12 protein-coding genes are annotated in these 14919 nt (G+C 71.6%); 11 read left to right on the top strand and 1 reads right to left on the bottom strand.

The annotated features are described in order from the left end of the window. The first annotated feature begins 136 nt into the window (after positions 1–136). Genes cas7g through WMF19_RS01495 form a run of 8 tightly spaced genes read left to right on the top strand, consistent with a single transcriptional unit; the run spans position 137 to position 10534 of the window. Positions 137–1414, top strand: coding sequence for a type I-G CRISPR-associated RAMP protein Csb1/Cas7g (cas7g, locus tag WMF19_RS01530; protein WP_437897444.1), 1278 nt, complete (start codon positions 137–139; stop codon positions 1412–1414). Then, positions 1414–3105 carry a type I-G CRISPR-associated protein Csb2 gene (csb2, locus tag WMF19_RS01525; RefSeq protein WP_437897443.1) on the top strand — a complete coding sequence of 564 codons (1692 nt, stop codon included), beginning with the start codon at positions 1414–1416 and terminating at the stop codon, positions 3103–3105. The genes cas7g and csb2 overlap by 1 nt, the downstream gene beginning before the upstream one ends. Continuing rightward, complete coding sequence (gene cas3g, locus WMF19_RS01520) at positions 3098–6100, top strand: type I-G CRISPR-associated helicase/endonuclease Cas3g (RefSeq protein WP_437897442.1); 3003 nt, start codon at positions 3098–3100, stop codon at positions 6098–6100. The genes csb2 and cas3g overlap by 8 nt, the downstream gene beginning before the upstream one ends. Further along, a complete protein-coding gene (locus WMF19_RS01515; protein ID WP_437897441.1) occupies positions 6097–7050 on the top strand; it encodes a type I-G CRISPR-associated protein, Cas3-extension family in 954 nt (317 codons plus the stop codon). The genes cas3g and WMF19_RS01515 overlap by 4 nt, the downstream gene beginning before the upstream one ends. A gap of 58 nt (positions 7051–7108) precedes the next feature. After that, the gene (locus tag WMF19_RS01510) at positions 7109–7855 is read left to right on the top strand and encodes a radical SAM protein (RefSeq protein ID WP_437897439.1); all 747 of its coding nucleotides are present in this window, start codon (positions 7109–7111) and stop codon (positions 7853–7855) included. Next, on the top strand, positions 7852–8928 hold the full coding sequence (locus WMF19_RS01505; protein ID WP_437897438.1) for a radical SAM protein: 1077 nt from the start codon (positions 7852–7854) through the stop codon (positions 8926–8928). The genes WMF19_RS01510 and WMF19_RS01505 overlap by 4 nt, the downstream gene beginning before the upstream one ends. Beyond that, positions 8925–9917, top strand: coding sequence for a class I SAM-dependent methyltransferase (locus tag WMF19_RS01500; protein ID WP_437897437.1), 993 nt, complete (start codon positions 8925–8927; stop codon positions 9915–9917). Before WMF19_RS01505 ends, WMF19_RS01500 begins: the two co-directional genes overlap by 4 nt. Before the next feature lie 11 nt (positions 9918–9928). After that, the gene (locus tag WMF19_RS01495) at positions 9929–10534 is read left to right on the top strand and encodes an AAA family ATPase (RefSeq protein WP_437897436.1); all 606 of its coding nucleotides are present in this window, start codon (positions 9929–9931) and stop codon (positions 10532–10534) included. Positions 10535–10574: 40 nt separating this feature from the next. On the opposite strand, the gene dnaX is transcribed toward WMF19_RS01495, so the two are convergent. Next, complete coding sequence (gene dnaX / locus WMF19_RS01490) at positions 10575–12980, bottom strand: DNA polymerase III subunit gamma/tau (RefSeq protein ID WP_437897434.1); 2406 nt, start codon at positions 12978–12980, stop codon at positions 10575–10577. A gap of 395 nt (positions 12981–13375) precedes the next feature. On the opposite strand from dnaX, the gene WMF19_RS01485 reads away from it, so the two are divergent. From WMF19_RS01485 to WMF19_RS01475, 3 genes are all read left to right on the top strand, one after another. Continuing rightward, positions 13376–13699 (top strand): YbaB/EbfC family nucleoid-associated protein, encoded by a 324-nt coding sequence (locus WMF19_RS01485; protein ID WP_272097344.1) that lies wholly within the window; start codon positions 13376–13378, stop codon positions 13697–13699. Further along, the gene (gene recR, locus WMF19_RS01480) at positions 13696–14412 is read left to right on the top strand and encodes a recombination mediator RecR (protein WP_272097343.1); all 717 of its coding nucleotides are present in this window, start codon (positions 13696–13698) and stop codon (positions 14410–14412) included. The genes WMF19_RS01485 and recR overlap by 4 nt, the downstream gene beginning before the upstream one ends. Positions 14413–14508: 96 nt before the next feature. Continuing rightward, entirely contained in the window at positions 14509–14895 is a 387-nt protein-coding gene (locus tag WMF19_RS01475) for a RidA family protein (protein WP_437897433.1), read from the top strand. The last annotated feature ends 24 nt before the right edge of the window (positions 14896–14919 follow it).

Genomic DNA, 14919 nt, shown 5'->3' with positions numbered 1-14919 from the left:
CACCGTCGCCTCTGCAATGAAAAGTATCGTCTCATCGGCCGCGCGTAACCGGCGCTCTGCCGCATGAGCTCGCCCCGCCGTGCGCCGCGTTGGAGCTTTTCGCGTTGTTCGCCCACATTCCGCCCACGGAGGACCGATGCGCTCTCTCGATCTCAATACCCTCGCGAACGCCGTCGCCGGCGACGTCGCCGCCATCCGCACGATCACGCGCCTCGATCCCGCGGGCGGCCCTGGAGACAAGGTCTTCCCGCCGACCTACGTGAAGGAGCGCAACGCAACCACGAAGTACGCGATGGAGCAGCGGCGCATCGACGGGCGCGAGGTGAGTACAGTGCTCCTCGACTCGGTAGCTTCTCAGGCGAACCGCCTCGAGGAGGCGCTGCTCGAGGGATGGCGACGGAGAGAGCTCTCCTTCCCGGTTGTGCAGGTCGACTTCTCGAAAGCGCCGGGGCTCGATGACCTTGAGCAGATCACCGCGCTGCAGGCCCCACACCGCATCGCCGACGCGCTCCTCCGCGACAGCGTGCTGGGCGGCATCCCGTTCCGCCACACGAATGTGGGCAAGGACGTCACCGACGCGCGCCCCACACACGCGACGGCCATGTTCAAGTACTGCCCGACAGCCCTCATCTTCGGCGTGTGGGACAGCACCGGGCCCAAAGGCGGACACGGCGCCAAGTTCCAGCGCTGCCTCGTCTCAGAGATCGTCGGAATCGACGTCACGACCGGCGTCAAGACGGCCAGCCGCATCGATCCCGCCGCCATCGAGAAGAAGGCAGGACCGGTGTTCAAGCACAAGGACCCGAGTCAGGACTGGACCATCGACCCGAAGGAGGCCAAGCTCGCCAACGGCGGCAAGCCCGTCGAGTTCTCTCGCAGCGGCGGCGAGGACAAAAAGGGCTCTCCGTCGGCCATCAACCACGGCAACATCGCGCCGAGCATCGACGCGGCGGCGGGCGGCGTCACGATGAGCCACGCCGTGCAGACCACCGTGCTCTCGCTCGGTGCCCTCCGCCGCCTGCGCTTCCAGACCACCTGCTCGGGCAAGCGCATCCCCGCCGAGCAACGCGACGCGGCCGAGACAGCGGCGCGCACCGCCCTCGCCGCGCTGGCCCTCGCCGCCGTCGTCTACCAGCGCGACCAAGGTTACGATCTCCGCTCACGCTCGACTCTCGTCGCGGAAGAGCCCCTCGTCTTCGAGCTCGTCGGCCGCACCGGCGGCGAACCGGTGCGCTTCTCCCTCTCGCGGGACAAGGCCGCGGCCCTTCTCAAGGACGCCGAGCAGAGGGCGCGGAAGCTCGGCCTGGGCTGGGATCCGACGCCCGTCACGCTCACGCCGGCGCCGAAGCTCGCAAGCCTCATCCGGAAGAGCCGCGAGTTGGCAGCGAGCGGCGAGGCCGAGGACAAGGGCTGATGCTCGCGATCGAGGTCGTCCTGCTGACCGGCCGCTATGTGGCGACCGCCGCCGACGACCGCGGCCGGGCCGAGTGGCCGCCGCACCCGGCGCGGCTCTTCTCGGCCCTCGCCGCGGCCCACTTCGAGGCGCTCGATCCATCGAAAGAGGAGCGCGCCACGCTGGAGTGGCTGGAGCGGCAAGGACCGCCCGAAATCGCGGCCCCCGAAGCCGCCGCGCGGGAGGTCGTGACCGTGTTCGTGCCGGTGAACGACACGTGCGTGGTCGACTCGCTCGACGACGAAATGCTCCTCGTGCGCGAGGCACGCGTGGAGCTCGACGTGACACGGGCGGAGGGCGGAAAGTCGCTCAGCGCCGCCGAAAAGAAGCTCGGCAGGGCCGAGGCGCGCTTCCTCGAGGCTGCGCGCAAGGCGCTCGCCCCCGTCCCGGCCGGCAAGGAAGGGAAAGAGGGGCCGGCGAGGGCAGCGTCAATCCTGCCCGAGCGACGGACGCGGCAGCCGCGCACCTTCCCGTCGAGCGCGCCCGCCGAGATGAATCCCGCCGCCGCGCGCATCGTCTTCGCGTGGCCGAACGCGAGGCACTCGCCGGAGCAGCGCGCGGCGCTCGACGCGCTCGCCGCGCGCGTGACGCGGCTCGGGCACTCCTCGTCGCTCGTGTCCGTCCGCGTGCACGACGATCGCCCCGAACCGACCTGGATCCCGGACGACGCCGGCCCGGGGCGCGCCGGCGACGAAGCGGTGCTCCGCGTCGTCGGGCCGGGCCAGCTCGCGGCCTTGTGCGAGACGTTCGAGCTCCAAGCCGACACGCCCGGACGGGTCATGCCCGCCTCGTTCCAGCGCTACGTCAGGCCACGCGCGGCCGGCACCGTCGCCTCGCCGGTGACCCTCTTCGGCGACGGGTGGGTCGTCCTGCGCCGGATCGCCGGCCCGCGCCTCCCCTCGGTCCGGGCTGTCGACGTCGCCAGGACGGTGCGCAAGGCCATGATGGCGGCGTACGGCCCCGGTGCGCCCGAGATCCTCTCGGGGCACCGCGCGTCCGGCAAGCCGAGCGAGCGCCCCCACCTCGCGTACGTCCCGCTGCCGTTCGTCGGCAGCGAGCACGCCGACGGCACGATTCTCGGCGTCGCGCTGGTCCTGCCGCGGGACGCGACGCGCGACGAGCGGGTCGCCGTCTACCGCGCGCTGGACGCCTGGGAGCGGGGAGCGCGCGACGGCGACGAGGAGACGCCGCGGCTGCCGGTCCACCTGGGCAGGATAGGCAAGCTCGTCCTCGCGCGGCTCGAAGAGCAGGTGTCCCCGTCGACGCTGAGGCCCGCGACCTGGTGCGCCGAAGCCACATTCTGGGCCAGCGCCACGCCGATCGCGCTCGATCGCAACCCGGGCGATCTCGGCGCGCGAGATCCGCAGAAGGAAGCCGCCGCCTATGCCGAGGCCGAGGCAACGCTCGCCGTCGCGTGCGAGCGGATCGGGCTGCCGCGGCCGTCGCGCGTGACGGTCCTGCCAGCAGCGCCCCTCGCGGGCGCTGACAAGGTCCGGCGGTTCCCGCCGTTCCTTGCAGGCAAGCCGCCCGTGCAGCGCGTGCTGGTACACGCGACGCTCACGTTCGACACGCCTGTGAGCGGGCCCATCCTGCTCGGTGCCGGGCGCTATTTCGGCCTTGGCCTGTTCCGGCCCCTGGGGGGACATGGCTGAGCTCTCGCTGAAGGATTTCGGTGCGTACTTTGAGGCGATCCACGGCACGACGCCGTTCCGATGGCAGAAGAGGCTGCTCGCCGAGGTCGTGCGCGATGGGCGCTGGCCCGCGTTGCTCGAACTGCCGACGGGCACGGGCAAGACAGCGGTGATCGACATCGCGCTCTTTCACCTCTCGCTCGACGCCGAGTCGCCGCCGGCGCGCCGCAAAGCTCCCCGGCGCATCCTGATGGCCGTGGATCGGCGGACGGTGGTCGATCACGCCTCCGAGCGCGCGAGGACGATTGCCGATGCCTTGGCCCGTGCGCGGACTGGCGTCCTCCGAACCGTGGCCGATCGGCTCCGGGCGCTCGCGGGACTGCGCAGGGACGAGGCGCCGCTCGCGCTCGCGCAGCTCCGCGGCGGCATGCCGCGCGACGACGCGTGGGCACGAAGGCCCGATCAGGCGCTCGTGGTCGTCTCGACCGTCGACCAAGTCGGCTCCCGGCTGCTCTTCCGCGGCTACGGCGTGAGCGACGTCATGCGTCCGATCCACGCGGGGCTGCTCGGCAACGACACGCTCCTGCTGCTCGACGAGGTGCACCTCGCCCAGCCGTTCCGCGAGACGCTGCTCTCGGTACGCCGGTACCGCACGTGGGCGAGCAGCAAGCTGCCGGCGAGCCGCGACTTGCCCAATCGCTGGCAGTTCGTCGAGCTGTCGGCCACGCCAGGCAGCAGGTCGACCATCCCGGAAGGCGAGCGCGTGTTCAGACTGAACGATGCCGATCTCCGCGACAAGCAACTCGCCAGGCGAATCCGGGCGAAAAAGCCGATCACCCTCGAGGAGGTGAAGGTGAACGGCGGGGAGGACGCGAGGCGAGCGGCCTTCGCCGAGGCATGCGCCGAGCATGCGCTCCGCTTCGCGGCGCCGGGACGCGTCGTGGGCATCATCGTCAACCGCGTCGCCACGGCGCGCGAGGCGGCCGCGGCGATCCGGAAGCGGACTGGCGGCAGCATCGATCCCTTCCTGGTCACAGGCCGCATGCGCCCCCTTGATCGGGACGATCTCGACGCCCGGCTCCGCCCCCTCGTGCGCTCGGGCCGCACGCGCAACGCGTCCGCGGCCCCGGTGGTCCTCGTCGCAACGCAATGCATCGAGGCGGGCGCCGACTTCGATCTCGACGTGATCGTGACCGAGTGCGCCTCGCTCGACGCGCTCCGGCAGCGCTTCGGCCGGCTCAACCGTCTCGGCGACATCACGGACGCGCGCGGGGTGGTGCTGGTGCGCTCGGACGCGCTCGCCGAAGATCACGTCGATCCGGTCTATGGCACCGCGCTCGCCGAGACGTGGACGTGGCTCGGCAAAGCAGCGCGCGATTTCGGCATCCAGGCGATGACGGCGGTGCTGCCCACCGGGAAGAAATTCGACAGGCTGCTCTCGCCCAGGGCGCACGCGCCCGTGATGCTCCCGGCGCACCTCGACGCGTGGGTGCAGACGAGACCAAGCCCCAAGGTCGATCCCGACGTCTCGCTGTGGCTCCACGGGATCGATCAACAGCATGCACCCGAGGTGCAGATCGTCTGGCGCGCCGATCTGACCGGAGCGCTGCTCGCGCAGGCGGCACGAGACGAGGACGCACGCGAGGCCGTGCTGAAGCGCGTCGAGGCGTGCGCGCCGGTCGGGCTCGAGGCGATCTCGATCCCCATCTATGCGGCGCGCGCGTGGCTCCAGGGCGGCGCGGCGCCCGATCTCGCCGACGTCGAGGGGCGCGCGGCCGGAGGAGAAGACGACGGGGAGCCTCGGAGCCGACGGCTCGCGCTCCTCTGGAAGGGTGACGAGAGCCGTGTCATCGGGCCCAGCGAGCTCTGCCCTGGCAGCACGATCGTCGTCCCGAGCACGTATGGCGGCCTCGCCGCCGACACCTGGGATCCTTCGTCCCACGCGCCCGTCTCGGACCTGGGCGATCGCGCCCGATGGCAGCAAACGGGGCGTCCGACGCTGCGGCTGCACCCGGACATCCTGCGACAGCACGCTGAGCTTGTCGGTCCTGGATGGCCGAAGATCCCCGTCCCGATCGTGAACGAGGATGCCGACGATCGCGCGGCCATCGACGCGTGGCTTGCGGAGATGAGCGCGGCGACGGTGCTGGCATCGTGGCTCGGCCGGGCGCTCAAGGCTCTCGCAGCGAAGGGCAGGAGGCGCCCTGCGCTGGTGCAGTTCGATACCGTGGCTCTGGCGGGCGAGGACGGAGAGCAGCGAGCCGAGCCGGGCTATTTCGCGCTCATCGGTCGCGTCCGCACGACCGACGAGGGGCCAGGCGACGTAACGACCGAGGAGGACACCTCATCGTACACGGGCGTCGAGGTGACGCTGCGGGAGCACCTCGGAGGCGTCGCGTCCTGGGCCAGGCGGTTCGCCAAGCAGTGCGGGCTCCCGCCCGAGGTCGTGCACGACGTCGCACTGGCGGCGCGCTGGCACGACGCCGGGAAGGTCGATCGGCGATTCCAGCAGATGCTCCACGGGGGCAGCGAGCATCGGGCGGCGGTGGCGCCGGAGCCGCTCGCCAAGAGCGCGCTCCTCGCCGCGGATCGCGCCGCGCGGGCCCACGCGCTCGCGCGCTCCGGATATCCGCCAGGAGCCCGTCACGAGCTCTCGTCCGTGGCGCTCCTGGAAACGAAGGAGGGCGCGCTGCTGCTCCGCAAAGCCGTTGACCGCGATTTGGTTCTGCATCTTATCGCCTCGCACCACGGCTGGTGCCGTCCGTTTGCGCCGGTCGTCGTGGACTCCGAGCCCGTCGAGCTCGTCCTGGACGCCGGGGACACGGTCGTGAGCGGTGCCTTCAGCAACCACGGCCTCGCGCGGCTCGACTCAGGTATCGCCGAGCGGTTCTGGCGGCTCGTGGAGCGCTACGGCTGGTTCGGCCTAGCGTGGCTCGAGGCGATCTTGCGGCTCGCGGATCACCGGCGGAGCGAAGAAGAGCAGCACGGCGATATCGGGACGAGGGACGAGCGATGATCGAGCTCCTGCTGACCGGACTGGACGGGAAGAACCCGCTGGCGTTCCTGGCGGCACTCGGTGTGCTCAACGCCCTCGCCGACCGGGCGAAGAACGGGATACCGGAGCCCAGGCTGGTCTGGCGCGCCGGCGGCACGTACCGACCGGCGATCGTGGGGGGGCTCGATCGCGGCGGGTTGCTCGACACGCTCGTACAGGACCTGGAGAGCTTCCGTGGAGAAGCCGCGATCGAACGGCTGCGCTATCGCAAGGACGGCGGCGGGGCCAAGGCGCACGACCTCAAGCCCCCTCCGCGCGAGTTTGCGAAGTACCTGAGCGACCTGGTGAGCGACGAACTGGTGAGCGACAAACTGCGGCGAAGCCTCGCCTTCGCCGCCGCGTTCGCGACGGATGTCGCGGTGGACAACAAAGGCAACACGAAGCCGACAGCGCTCCACTTCACCGCGGGCCGGCAGCAGTTCCTCGGGATGGTGAGCGAGCTCCTCCGAGGCGTGCGCGCTGAGGATCTAGAAGAGGCCCTGTTCGGGCCGTGGAAGTACGAGCGGCCGCTCCCGGTGTTCCAGTGGGACAACACGTCGGCGCGCGATTATGCGCTGCGCGCGAGCGATCCCTCGAAAGAGAAGAAGCTCGGCGTGCCCGGCGCGGACTGGCTCGCGTTCCGGGGCCTGCCGTTCATCCGGGTCGCTCCCGTGGGCGACCGGATCGTGACGACAGGATGCAGCGGCGAGTGGAAGACAGGCGCATTCCGATGGCCGATTTGGACGGTGCCGCTCTCACGCTCCGTGATCGGCTCTGTCTTGACGTCACCAGAGGTCTTCGAAGTGAATCCGAGCGTCCTGCGCGCCCGCGGCATCGCCATCGTGTTCGAGGCCGCGATTCGGCGGAGCGATCAGGGCGGTTACGGGAGCTTCGCCTCGGCGCGCATGGCGCGCCCGGCGCGGGGCAGCTGATCCGAGGATCTCCTTCATCCCCTCCCCACCCCGCCGTATCCTCCTCGCAGGAGGCTCCATGCCGACCGCGACGCGCCCCCAGAACGCCACGCTCACGGGAACGCTGCCGCTCGACCGCCCCACGGCGGAGCGGCCGCACCGGCTCTACGTGGCCACCTCGAACCACTGCAACCGCTCCTGCCCGTGGTGCTGCACCTGCTCGTCGCCCCGGGGGCAGACCTTCCTCGCCCTCGACCGCTACCTCGCGAGCTTCCCGGCCGAGGGCTTCTTCGAGGTGCAGCTCGAGGGCGGTGAGCCCACGATCCACCCGCACTTCGACGAGATGGTCCGCCTCGCCCGCGCCGAGCCCCGCTGCGCGCGCGTGGTCGTCGTGACCAACGGCGTCGAGATCCCGCGTGATCCGGCCGGCCTCGACGCATGGCTCCAGAAGCTCGGCGAGCCCGCCACGATCAAGCTCTCGGTGAACCACCACCTCCTCGAGAACGACGGCGACCTGCTCGCCCTCGCGCGCGCCCTGCGCGAGCGCCTCTCCGCGCTCGGCGGCGATCGCCAGCTCGTCCTGAATGTCCGGCTGCGCAAGACCGAGCCCGACGGCGACGCATGGGTCGTCGAGGCGGTGCGCGACGCGGGACTCATCGAGCTCGCCAACGTGTTCCACCTGCAACGCTATGGCTTCGCGCAGAAGCGCGACGACTGGGACGAGCCCTTCCTCGTCGGGACCCACTTCACGATGCTCAACCCGGACGGCAGCGCCTTCGGCCCAGACCTCATGGCGCGCTCCGACGCGATGAGGAGGCTACCGTGAGCGCCCGCCCCTTCCGCGAGGAATGGCGCCGCCTGAAGAGCCGCGCCTTCGATCTCAAGGGCAACAGCACGGCCGGCGACACGGTGCGCTTCGACCTCTGGGGCCGGCCAGTCGAGGTCTATCGCAACGCGAATTTCTCCATCTACAGCCGTCAGCCCTGCAACGCGAAATGCCACTTCTGCGTCGAGGAGCTGAGGCCAGCGTCGCGCGGGCGCAGCCTGTCCGTGCAGAAGACCGTCGAGGACGACGACGGGCGCTATTTCGATGCCATGGCGGCGTCCCTGGAAGCGCTCCGGCCGCTCGATCCGACGGTCTCGGTGACCGGCGGCGAGCCGAGCCACGATCCGCGATTGCCCCGCATCCTCGCGCTCGGGCAGGCCCACCGGGGCCGCAAGCGGACGCTCACAACGAACGGCTCGGGGCTGCTCCAGCAGCGCGAAGGAATGCGGGTGATCGACTGGATCGTCGACACCGGTATCCAGCACCTCAACATCAGCCGCGCCCACCCCGATCACGACAGGAACGCACGGCTGATGGTGATGAAGGACGGCCTCCGCGCCGACGAGCTGCGCAGCGTCGTGGCGGCGGCGACGGCGGGCGGCACCCGGGTGCGCCTCTCCTGCGTGCTCCTCGACGGGCAGATCGACGCCGTCGAGCCCATCGTGGATTACCTGCGCTTCGCCCGGTCGCTCGGCGTGGACAACGTGATCTTCCGGCAGCTGATGAAGACCGACCCGACAGCGGTGGTCGAGAACCACGTCGTCAAATACAGCGATCGCGCGCGCGTCCGGCTCGAGCCGCTCCTCGACGCGCTGAGCGCCGACGCACGGTTCTCGTTCGAGCGGCAGATCGTGGGCTATTACTACTATGTCGAGGTGTTCCGCTTCGAGGACATGGATGTCGTCTTCGAGGAGGCCGACCTCGCCCAGCTCGAGGAGACGAAGCGCTCGGGCCCGGGCATCGTCCACGAGCTCATCTTCCACCCCAACGCGAGGCTCGCCTCCACCTGGCAACCCTGGGACGGCGTCCTCGGCCCTCCCCCTTCGATGCGCGCCTCGCTGCCCACGTCATGACACCGCTCATCATCCCCCTTCCTTACATCGGCCGGAACCTGCTCTTCCTCGAGGAGGTACTGGACGAGCTCGCGGGGCACGGCACTCCTCACCCTCTCCTGTTCCGCGCGAGCGAGGCGGACAAGCTGACTCGCCTCCTCGAGCACGGCACCGACCGCGCCGGATACCCCGGAGAGAGGGCCTGGACCGACGGCCCGGATCAAGGGCGGCCGATTCGGCACGAAGACGTGATCTTCGCGACGAACGCCGATGAGATCCGGAGAGGGGAGCGGGAGCCCGAGCGGTCCACGTCGCTCAAGAAATTCGCCGTGATCGAGCGGCCCCTGTTCATCGCGCACGACGCCCGCTGCTTCGTCAAGCTGTGCGACCGGCAGTACGAGTACCGCGATCCGGCGCAGAAGCTAGCGGCGCTGCTCGCGCTGTTCCCGGTGAACCGGGTCGCGCCCATCCAGGGCTGGTTCTCCGAGGAGGACGGCCTCGCCTACCGCGCGCTGGTGCGCCCCATCCGGGGAGGCGCGATGGTCGAGGTGGGCTCGTGGAAGGGGCTCTCCACGGCGTACGTCGGGCGGCTCGCCGCAAAGAATGGAGTCGCGCTCCATTGCGTCGACACCTGGGGAGGCTCGAGCGACCAGTACGCCGACAGGTATCGCGCCATGCTCGCGGCGGAGGACGTGCCGGGCGCGTTCAGGGCGAACATGGCGGCGCTCGGGATCCAGCCGAACGTCCTCCGGATGGCGTCCACGGACGCGGCCGCGCGCTTCGCCGACGCCAGCCTGGATCTCGTGTTCCTCGACGGCTCGCACGATCGCGCGGCCGTGCTCGCCGATCTCGAGGCGTGGTGGCCCAGGCTCAAGCCGGGCGCCGTCCTTGCAGGCCATGACCACAACGAGGATCACGCGGGCGTCATGGAGGCCGTCGCTCACTTCATGTCCCGCGCCGGGCGAGCGATCGAGCGCAACGCTGGCTCGGTGTGGTGGGCGCGGCGCTAGGTGGGATGGCGATGAGCAAACCTCTCTTCGTGGCGACAGGGGCCTATTCGTGCGGCAAGACCACGACGCTCCGTCACCTCGCGTCCACGCGGGGCTACCGCGTGCACGGCGAGGCGCACCGGCGCGTGCTCGACGAGCTCGGCGCGCGCACCCACGGCCACGCGCCGGACGCGCCGTTTCGCCCGATCGACACACCGGAGCATCTCTGTCCGATGTGCCGAAAGCGAGAGTTCGCCGCGCGGGTGCTGGAGACCCAGAAGGCGATCGAGGCGGACGCGCGGGAGGGAGACTGGCTGGAGCGCGGGTACCTCGATCCGGTCGAGTACTACCTGCGCACGAGCGGAGAGGCGGAGTATCCCTGGCCGGAAGGCGAGCCCGCGTTCGAGCGTTATGCGCTGGTGTTCCTGTTCGCCGTGATGCCGGAGCTCCAGGAGCCGCGCTGGGGCAAGAGCGGAGAGGCGCGCGCCGCCGAGGCGGAGCGGATCAACCAGCGGCTCGGCGCGCTCTACCGCGCGGCGGGCTTCGAGGTGATCGACGTCGGCCCTGGCACGGTGGAGGAGCGGGCGGAGCTCCTGGCGAGCCGCGCGCGGCTCATCGGTGCCGCGCACCACGCCTGACTCGGCGCGCCAGGGCGCATGGCGCGCCGGCCCGGGGCCCTCACCCCTCTGCGAAGTCCTGAGCGAGCCGCACGTCCTTGAGCTCCGCGCCGAGCAGCTCGATCGCGGCCGTGACGAGCGGGTGGTCGGCCACGGCGCGCTTGGCAGCATCGATGCGGGCCTTGCGCTCGGCGGTCTCGACCTGGGCGAGCGACGGGCCGGCGCTGCCGCGGGTGATCGTCTCGAAGACCAGCTCGACGGGGGCGCCGAAGTGGGAGCCGAGGACGCGGGCGAGCAGCTCGCGGGACACCGGCTCGGTGGCCTGGCCGGCCAAAAACGAGTTCGCCTCGTAGCCGAGGGCGACGCGGGTCGGCGTGAGCTCCAGCACCGCCGCGTGCTCGAGGACGGAGGCGAGCGCCGGCCGCTGCACCCTGACCGCGGCGATCACCGCGCGCCAGGTGGCGAGGTCCTCGGCGCTCATCGCTGGCGGCGGCGGCACGCTCGACGCTGGCGCCGGGGTCTGCGCCGCGGGCGGCGCGCTCGACGCCGGCGCCGGGGTCTGCGCCGAGGGCGGCGCGCTCGACCTCGGCGTAAAGCTGGGCGCCACGAACGGCGGCGCGCTCTGCGGAACGGAGTACAACGCGCCACGCGGCGACGGTGGCGGAGCGCTGTCGGCGCGGTACGCGGGTGCGGCTGCGCCGCTCGCATACGGCGGCGCCTTCGCGAAGGCCGGCGCGGCGCCGCCGCTCGCGAAGCTGGTCGCGGCGCCGTGCACGCCCGGCGCGCCGTTCACGAACGGGACGACGTTGGCAGCCGACGCGCCGCTCGCCGCGACAGCGCCGTTCGCCGCCATGCCGCCGTGCGCTCGCGCCACCCCGCTCCCGCCCGGCGCGCCATAGACAGCCGCCGCACCGTTCGCCCTCGCCACGCCGTTCGCCGCCGCCACGCCGTTCGCCGCCGCGCCGTTCACCGCCGCCACGCCATTCGCCGGCGCCGCGCCAGTCGGTCTCCCCGCCATGCCCGCGCCCGCTGCGCCGCTCGCGAAGGCGACGCCGTTCGCCGGTGCGCCGGTGGCGGCCGCACCGTTCGCTCTCACCACGCCGTTCGCCGCCGCCGCGCCGTTCAACGCCGGCGCGTCGTTCGCCCTCGCCGCGCCGACCGCCGCAGCGCCCGACGCGCGCGCGTCCTCGGGCGCAGCCTCGGCCGAAGCCGCCCCGCGCCGGGGCGCAGGCGCTCCGCCGGACGGCGCGCCGGGCCGCTGCGGCCCGCGCTCCGGCGCGCCGCCGCCGCCACCCCCGCCGCCGCCTCCGCCGTTCAGGCGCCGCTCGAGATCGCCAAGGCGGCGCAGCAGCTCGTCGATCGGCAGGAGCGGCGGCCTCCGGGCGAGCCGGACGAGCGCCATCTCGAACGAGGCGCGCGGCTGGCCGCTCCGGGCGATGTCGTCGAACGCGCGCGAGAAGCCCTGGTGCAGCCGCGTGAGATCGTCCGCGTCCGCCCGCGCCGCGAGCGCGCGCGTGTCGGCGATCTCCTCGTCCGCGAGATCCAGGAGCGGCGCCGGATCCTCGCAGACCTTGGCCACCACGAGATCGCGCAGGTGCGCGAGGAAATCGCGGGCCACGTGGGGCAGATCGTACCCCTCCTGCGCGAGCTCGCCGACGATGCGCACGCACGCCGCCGGGTCGCCGTCCACGAGCGCGCCCGCGAGCCGGTGCAGCACGACGCGGTCGGCGACGCCGAGCACCTTCGCCACCCCCTCGGCCGTGATGCGATCGCCGCTCGTCCCCACCCACGCGATCACCTGGTCGAGCAGGCTCATCGCGTCGCGCATGCTCCCCGCCGCCTCCCGCGCGAGCGCGCTGAGCGCCGGGTCGTCGGCGGGGATCTTCTCCTGATCGAGCACCCAGCGGAGCCGCGCCGCGATCGCCTGCGCCCCGATGAGCTTGAAGTCGTAGCGCTGGCACCGGCTCAGGATCGTGACCGGGACCTTGTGCACCTCCGTCGTCGCGAAGATGAACTTCACGTGCGGCGGCGGCTCCTCGAGCGTCTTCAAGAACGCGTTCCACGCCGCGTTCGAGAGCATGTGGACCTCGTCCACGATGAAGATCTTGAACCGGTCGCGCGCCGGCCGGTACGGCAGGCTCTCCTGGAGCTTGCGCACCTCGTCGACGCCGTTGTAGCTCGCGCCGTCGATCTCCTGGACGTCGACGTCCGCGCCGATCGTGATCTCGGCGCACGGCGCGCACGTCTGGCAGGGCGTCGCCGTCGGGCCGCGGACGCAGTTCAGCGCCTTCGCGAGGATGCGGGCGCTCGTCGTCTTGCCGACCCCGCGGACGCCCGTGAAGAGGAACGCGTGGGCGACGCGATCCCGCGCGATGGCGTTGGCGAGCGTCGTGGAGACGTGCTCCTGTCCGACGAGATCCTCGAAGGACTGCGGGCGCCATTTCCGCGCGAGGACGACGTAGCTCATACGCTGCTCGACTAGCACCTTCTCGCGGGCGCGTCGCCGCAGCTGTGGCCGGTACGGAAGTCGCCCTGCATTCCGGAGAGTCTGCCAGAATTGCCGCACAAAATGCACCCCGCCCGCGCCGGGGCTGGAACCGGCCGGAACCAGCCGGAACCGCGCCACCGCACGCGCCAAGGAGGCCCTGGAGAGCGCGCCAACGAGCCCCCTGAAGAGCCGGAGGAGCCCGCTCGCGGCGGGCGGCCCCGGAGGGCGGCGCCCGTGGTGCCGCCGCGCGCTGCGTCGAACGGCCGCGCGCTGCGTCGGCGGGCCGCGCGTCCAGCGCCCCACCTCGCCCCCCGTTCCCCTCCCCTTCACGGTTGCGGCGCGGCGCGGTTCACGGCATAGACGCCGATCTGAATATGCAATTTCGCGGCGGAATGAACGAGCTGGTTCGCCAGGCGGCGCGCGTGCAGCGCAAGATCGACCAGGTGAAGGGCGAGCTGAAGGACCGCGAGGTGAGCGCGACCGCCGCCGGCGACAAGGTCACCGTCGTGGTCTCCTGCGAGGGCAAGCTGCGCCGGATCGAGGTCGACCCCGCCTTCCTCGCGAGCGAGGGCCTGGAGATGGCGCTCGACGCCATCGTGGCCGCATCGAACTCGGCGCTCGACGCGGCCGACAAGCTCGTCGAGACCGAGATCACCAAGGTGACCGGCGGCGTCAAGCTCCCCGGCATGCACACTTGACGGCGTTGCGTTCCCCGGCGTCGCTCCCCGGCTCCTCGAAGGTCCCGAACGGCGACCGGGGCGCGCCCTCGGCCGGCTTCCGGAGCGCGCCCGGCGGCCTGCCCGGCCGGCTGTCTCGGGTCGCCCAGCTGCTCGCGCGCCTGCCGGGCGTCGGCGAGAAGACCGCGCAGCGCTTCGCCCTCTTCCTCGTGACCGCCGGCGAGGATACCGCGCGCGACCTGGGCGGCGAGCTCGTCGAGCTCTGCGATCACATCAGGCCGTGCATCCGGTGCGGCCACATCGCCGAGCTCGACGACGACGGCCGGGCGCTCTGCGCCATTTGCCTGGATACGCGGCGCGACGGCGCGCTCCTGTGCGTTGTCGCGCGCGTCCAGGACCTCCTGGCGATCGAGCGGAGCGGGGCGATGCGCGGGCGGTATTTCGTGCTCGGCCGGCTCCTCTCGCCGCTCGAGGGGGTCGGCGCCGAGGAGCTGCCGCTCGAGGCGCTCCGGGCGCGCGTGCGCGATCCCGAGCAGCCGGTGAGGGAAGTGCTGGTCGCCACCCCGCCTTCCGTCGATGGAGAGGCGACCGCGCTCCTGCTCGCGCGGGAGCTCGGCGCGATGGGGATCCAGGTCACGCGGATCGCCAGCGGCGTGCCGCACGGGGGAGATCTGGAGTTCGCCGACCAGGTGACGCTGGGGCGAGCCATCGAAGGCCGGAAGAGCTTCGGCTAACAGGAAACGCGAGAATCGGCCCCAGCCCATGAAAGCGAGGGCCGGGGCGGGCGGGCGTTCTTCACGCCGAAGCGCTCACGAACTTCAGAGGTCGACATGTCCAAAATCACCATCACATCCGACCGGGCCCCACGCGCCATCGGCCCCTACTCGCAGGCCGTCAAGGCCGGAGATCTCGTGTTCTGCAGCGGCCAGATCCCCATCGATCCCGCGACGGGCGAGCTCGTCGCCGGGGGGATCGAGGAGCAGACGGCCCAGGTGATCAAGAACCTGACCGAGGTGCTGTCCGCGGCCGGCGCGAGCTGGAGCGACGTGGTGAAGACCACGATCTACCTGACGGACCTCGCGGATTTCGCCATCGTCAACCAGGTGTACGGAGCAGCCGTCGGCGGCGTGCTGCCCGCACGGGCGACGGTGCAGGTGGCGGCGCTGCCCAAGGGCGCCGCCGTCGAGATCGAAGCTGTTGCCCATCTTTCGCGATAATCGGGGAGCCGCGGCCGCGGTCCC

The organism is Sorangium sp. So ce124, from assembly GCF_051525235.1.
GTDB classification, from domain to species: domain Bacteria; phylum Myxococcota_A; class Polyangia; order Polyangiales; family Polyangiaceae; genus Sorangium; species Sorangium atrum.
The sequence above is the reverse complement of the archived record's forward strand: the minus strand, read 5'-3'. Positions and strand labels throughout refer to the sequence as shown.

Excerpts from the sequence above, each read along its gene's own strand:
- WMF19_RS01475 (WP_437897433.1), top strand. The coding sequence starts at position 14,509 with ATGTCCAAAATCACCATCACATCCGACCGGGCCCCACGCGCCATCGGC.
- cas3g (WP_437897442.1), top strand. The coding sequence starts at position 3,098 with ATGGCTGAGCTCTCGCTGAAGGATTTCGGTGCGTACTTTGAGGCGATC.
- WMF19_RS01495 (WP_437897436.1), top strand. The coding sequence starts at position 9,929 with ATGAGCAAACCTCTCTTCGTGGCGACAGGGGCCTATTCGTGCGGCAAG.
- csb2 (WP_437897443.1), top strand. The coding sequence starts at position 1,414 with ATGCTCGCGATCGAGGTCGTCCTGCTGACCGGCCGCTATGTGGCGACC.
- WMF19_RS01510 (WP_437897439.1), top strand. The coding sequence starts at position 7,109 with ATGCCGACCGCGACGCGCCCCCAGAACGCCACGCTCACGGGAACGCTG.
- WMF19_RS01485 (WP_272097344.1), top strand. The coding sequence starts at position 13,376 with ATGCAATTTCGCGGCGGAATGAACGAGCTGGTTCGCCAGGCGGCGCGC.
- WMF19_RS01515 (WP_437897441.1), top strand. The coding sequence starts at position 6,097 with ATGATCGAGCTCCTGCTGACCGGACTGGACGGGAAGAACCCGCTGGCG.
- cas7g (WP_437897444.1), top strand. The coding sequence starts at position 137 with ATGCGCTCTCTCGATCTCAATACCCTCGCGAACGCCGTCGCCGGCGAC.
- dnaX (WP_437897434.1), bottom strand. The coding sequence starts at position 12,980 with ATGAGCTACGTCGTCCTCGCGCGGAAATGGCGCCCGCAGTCCTTCGAG.
- WMF19_RS01500 (WP_437897437.1), top strand. The coding sequence starts at position 8,925 with ATGACACCGCTCATCATCCCCCTTCCTTACATCGGCCGGAACCTGCTC.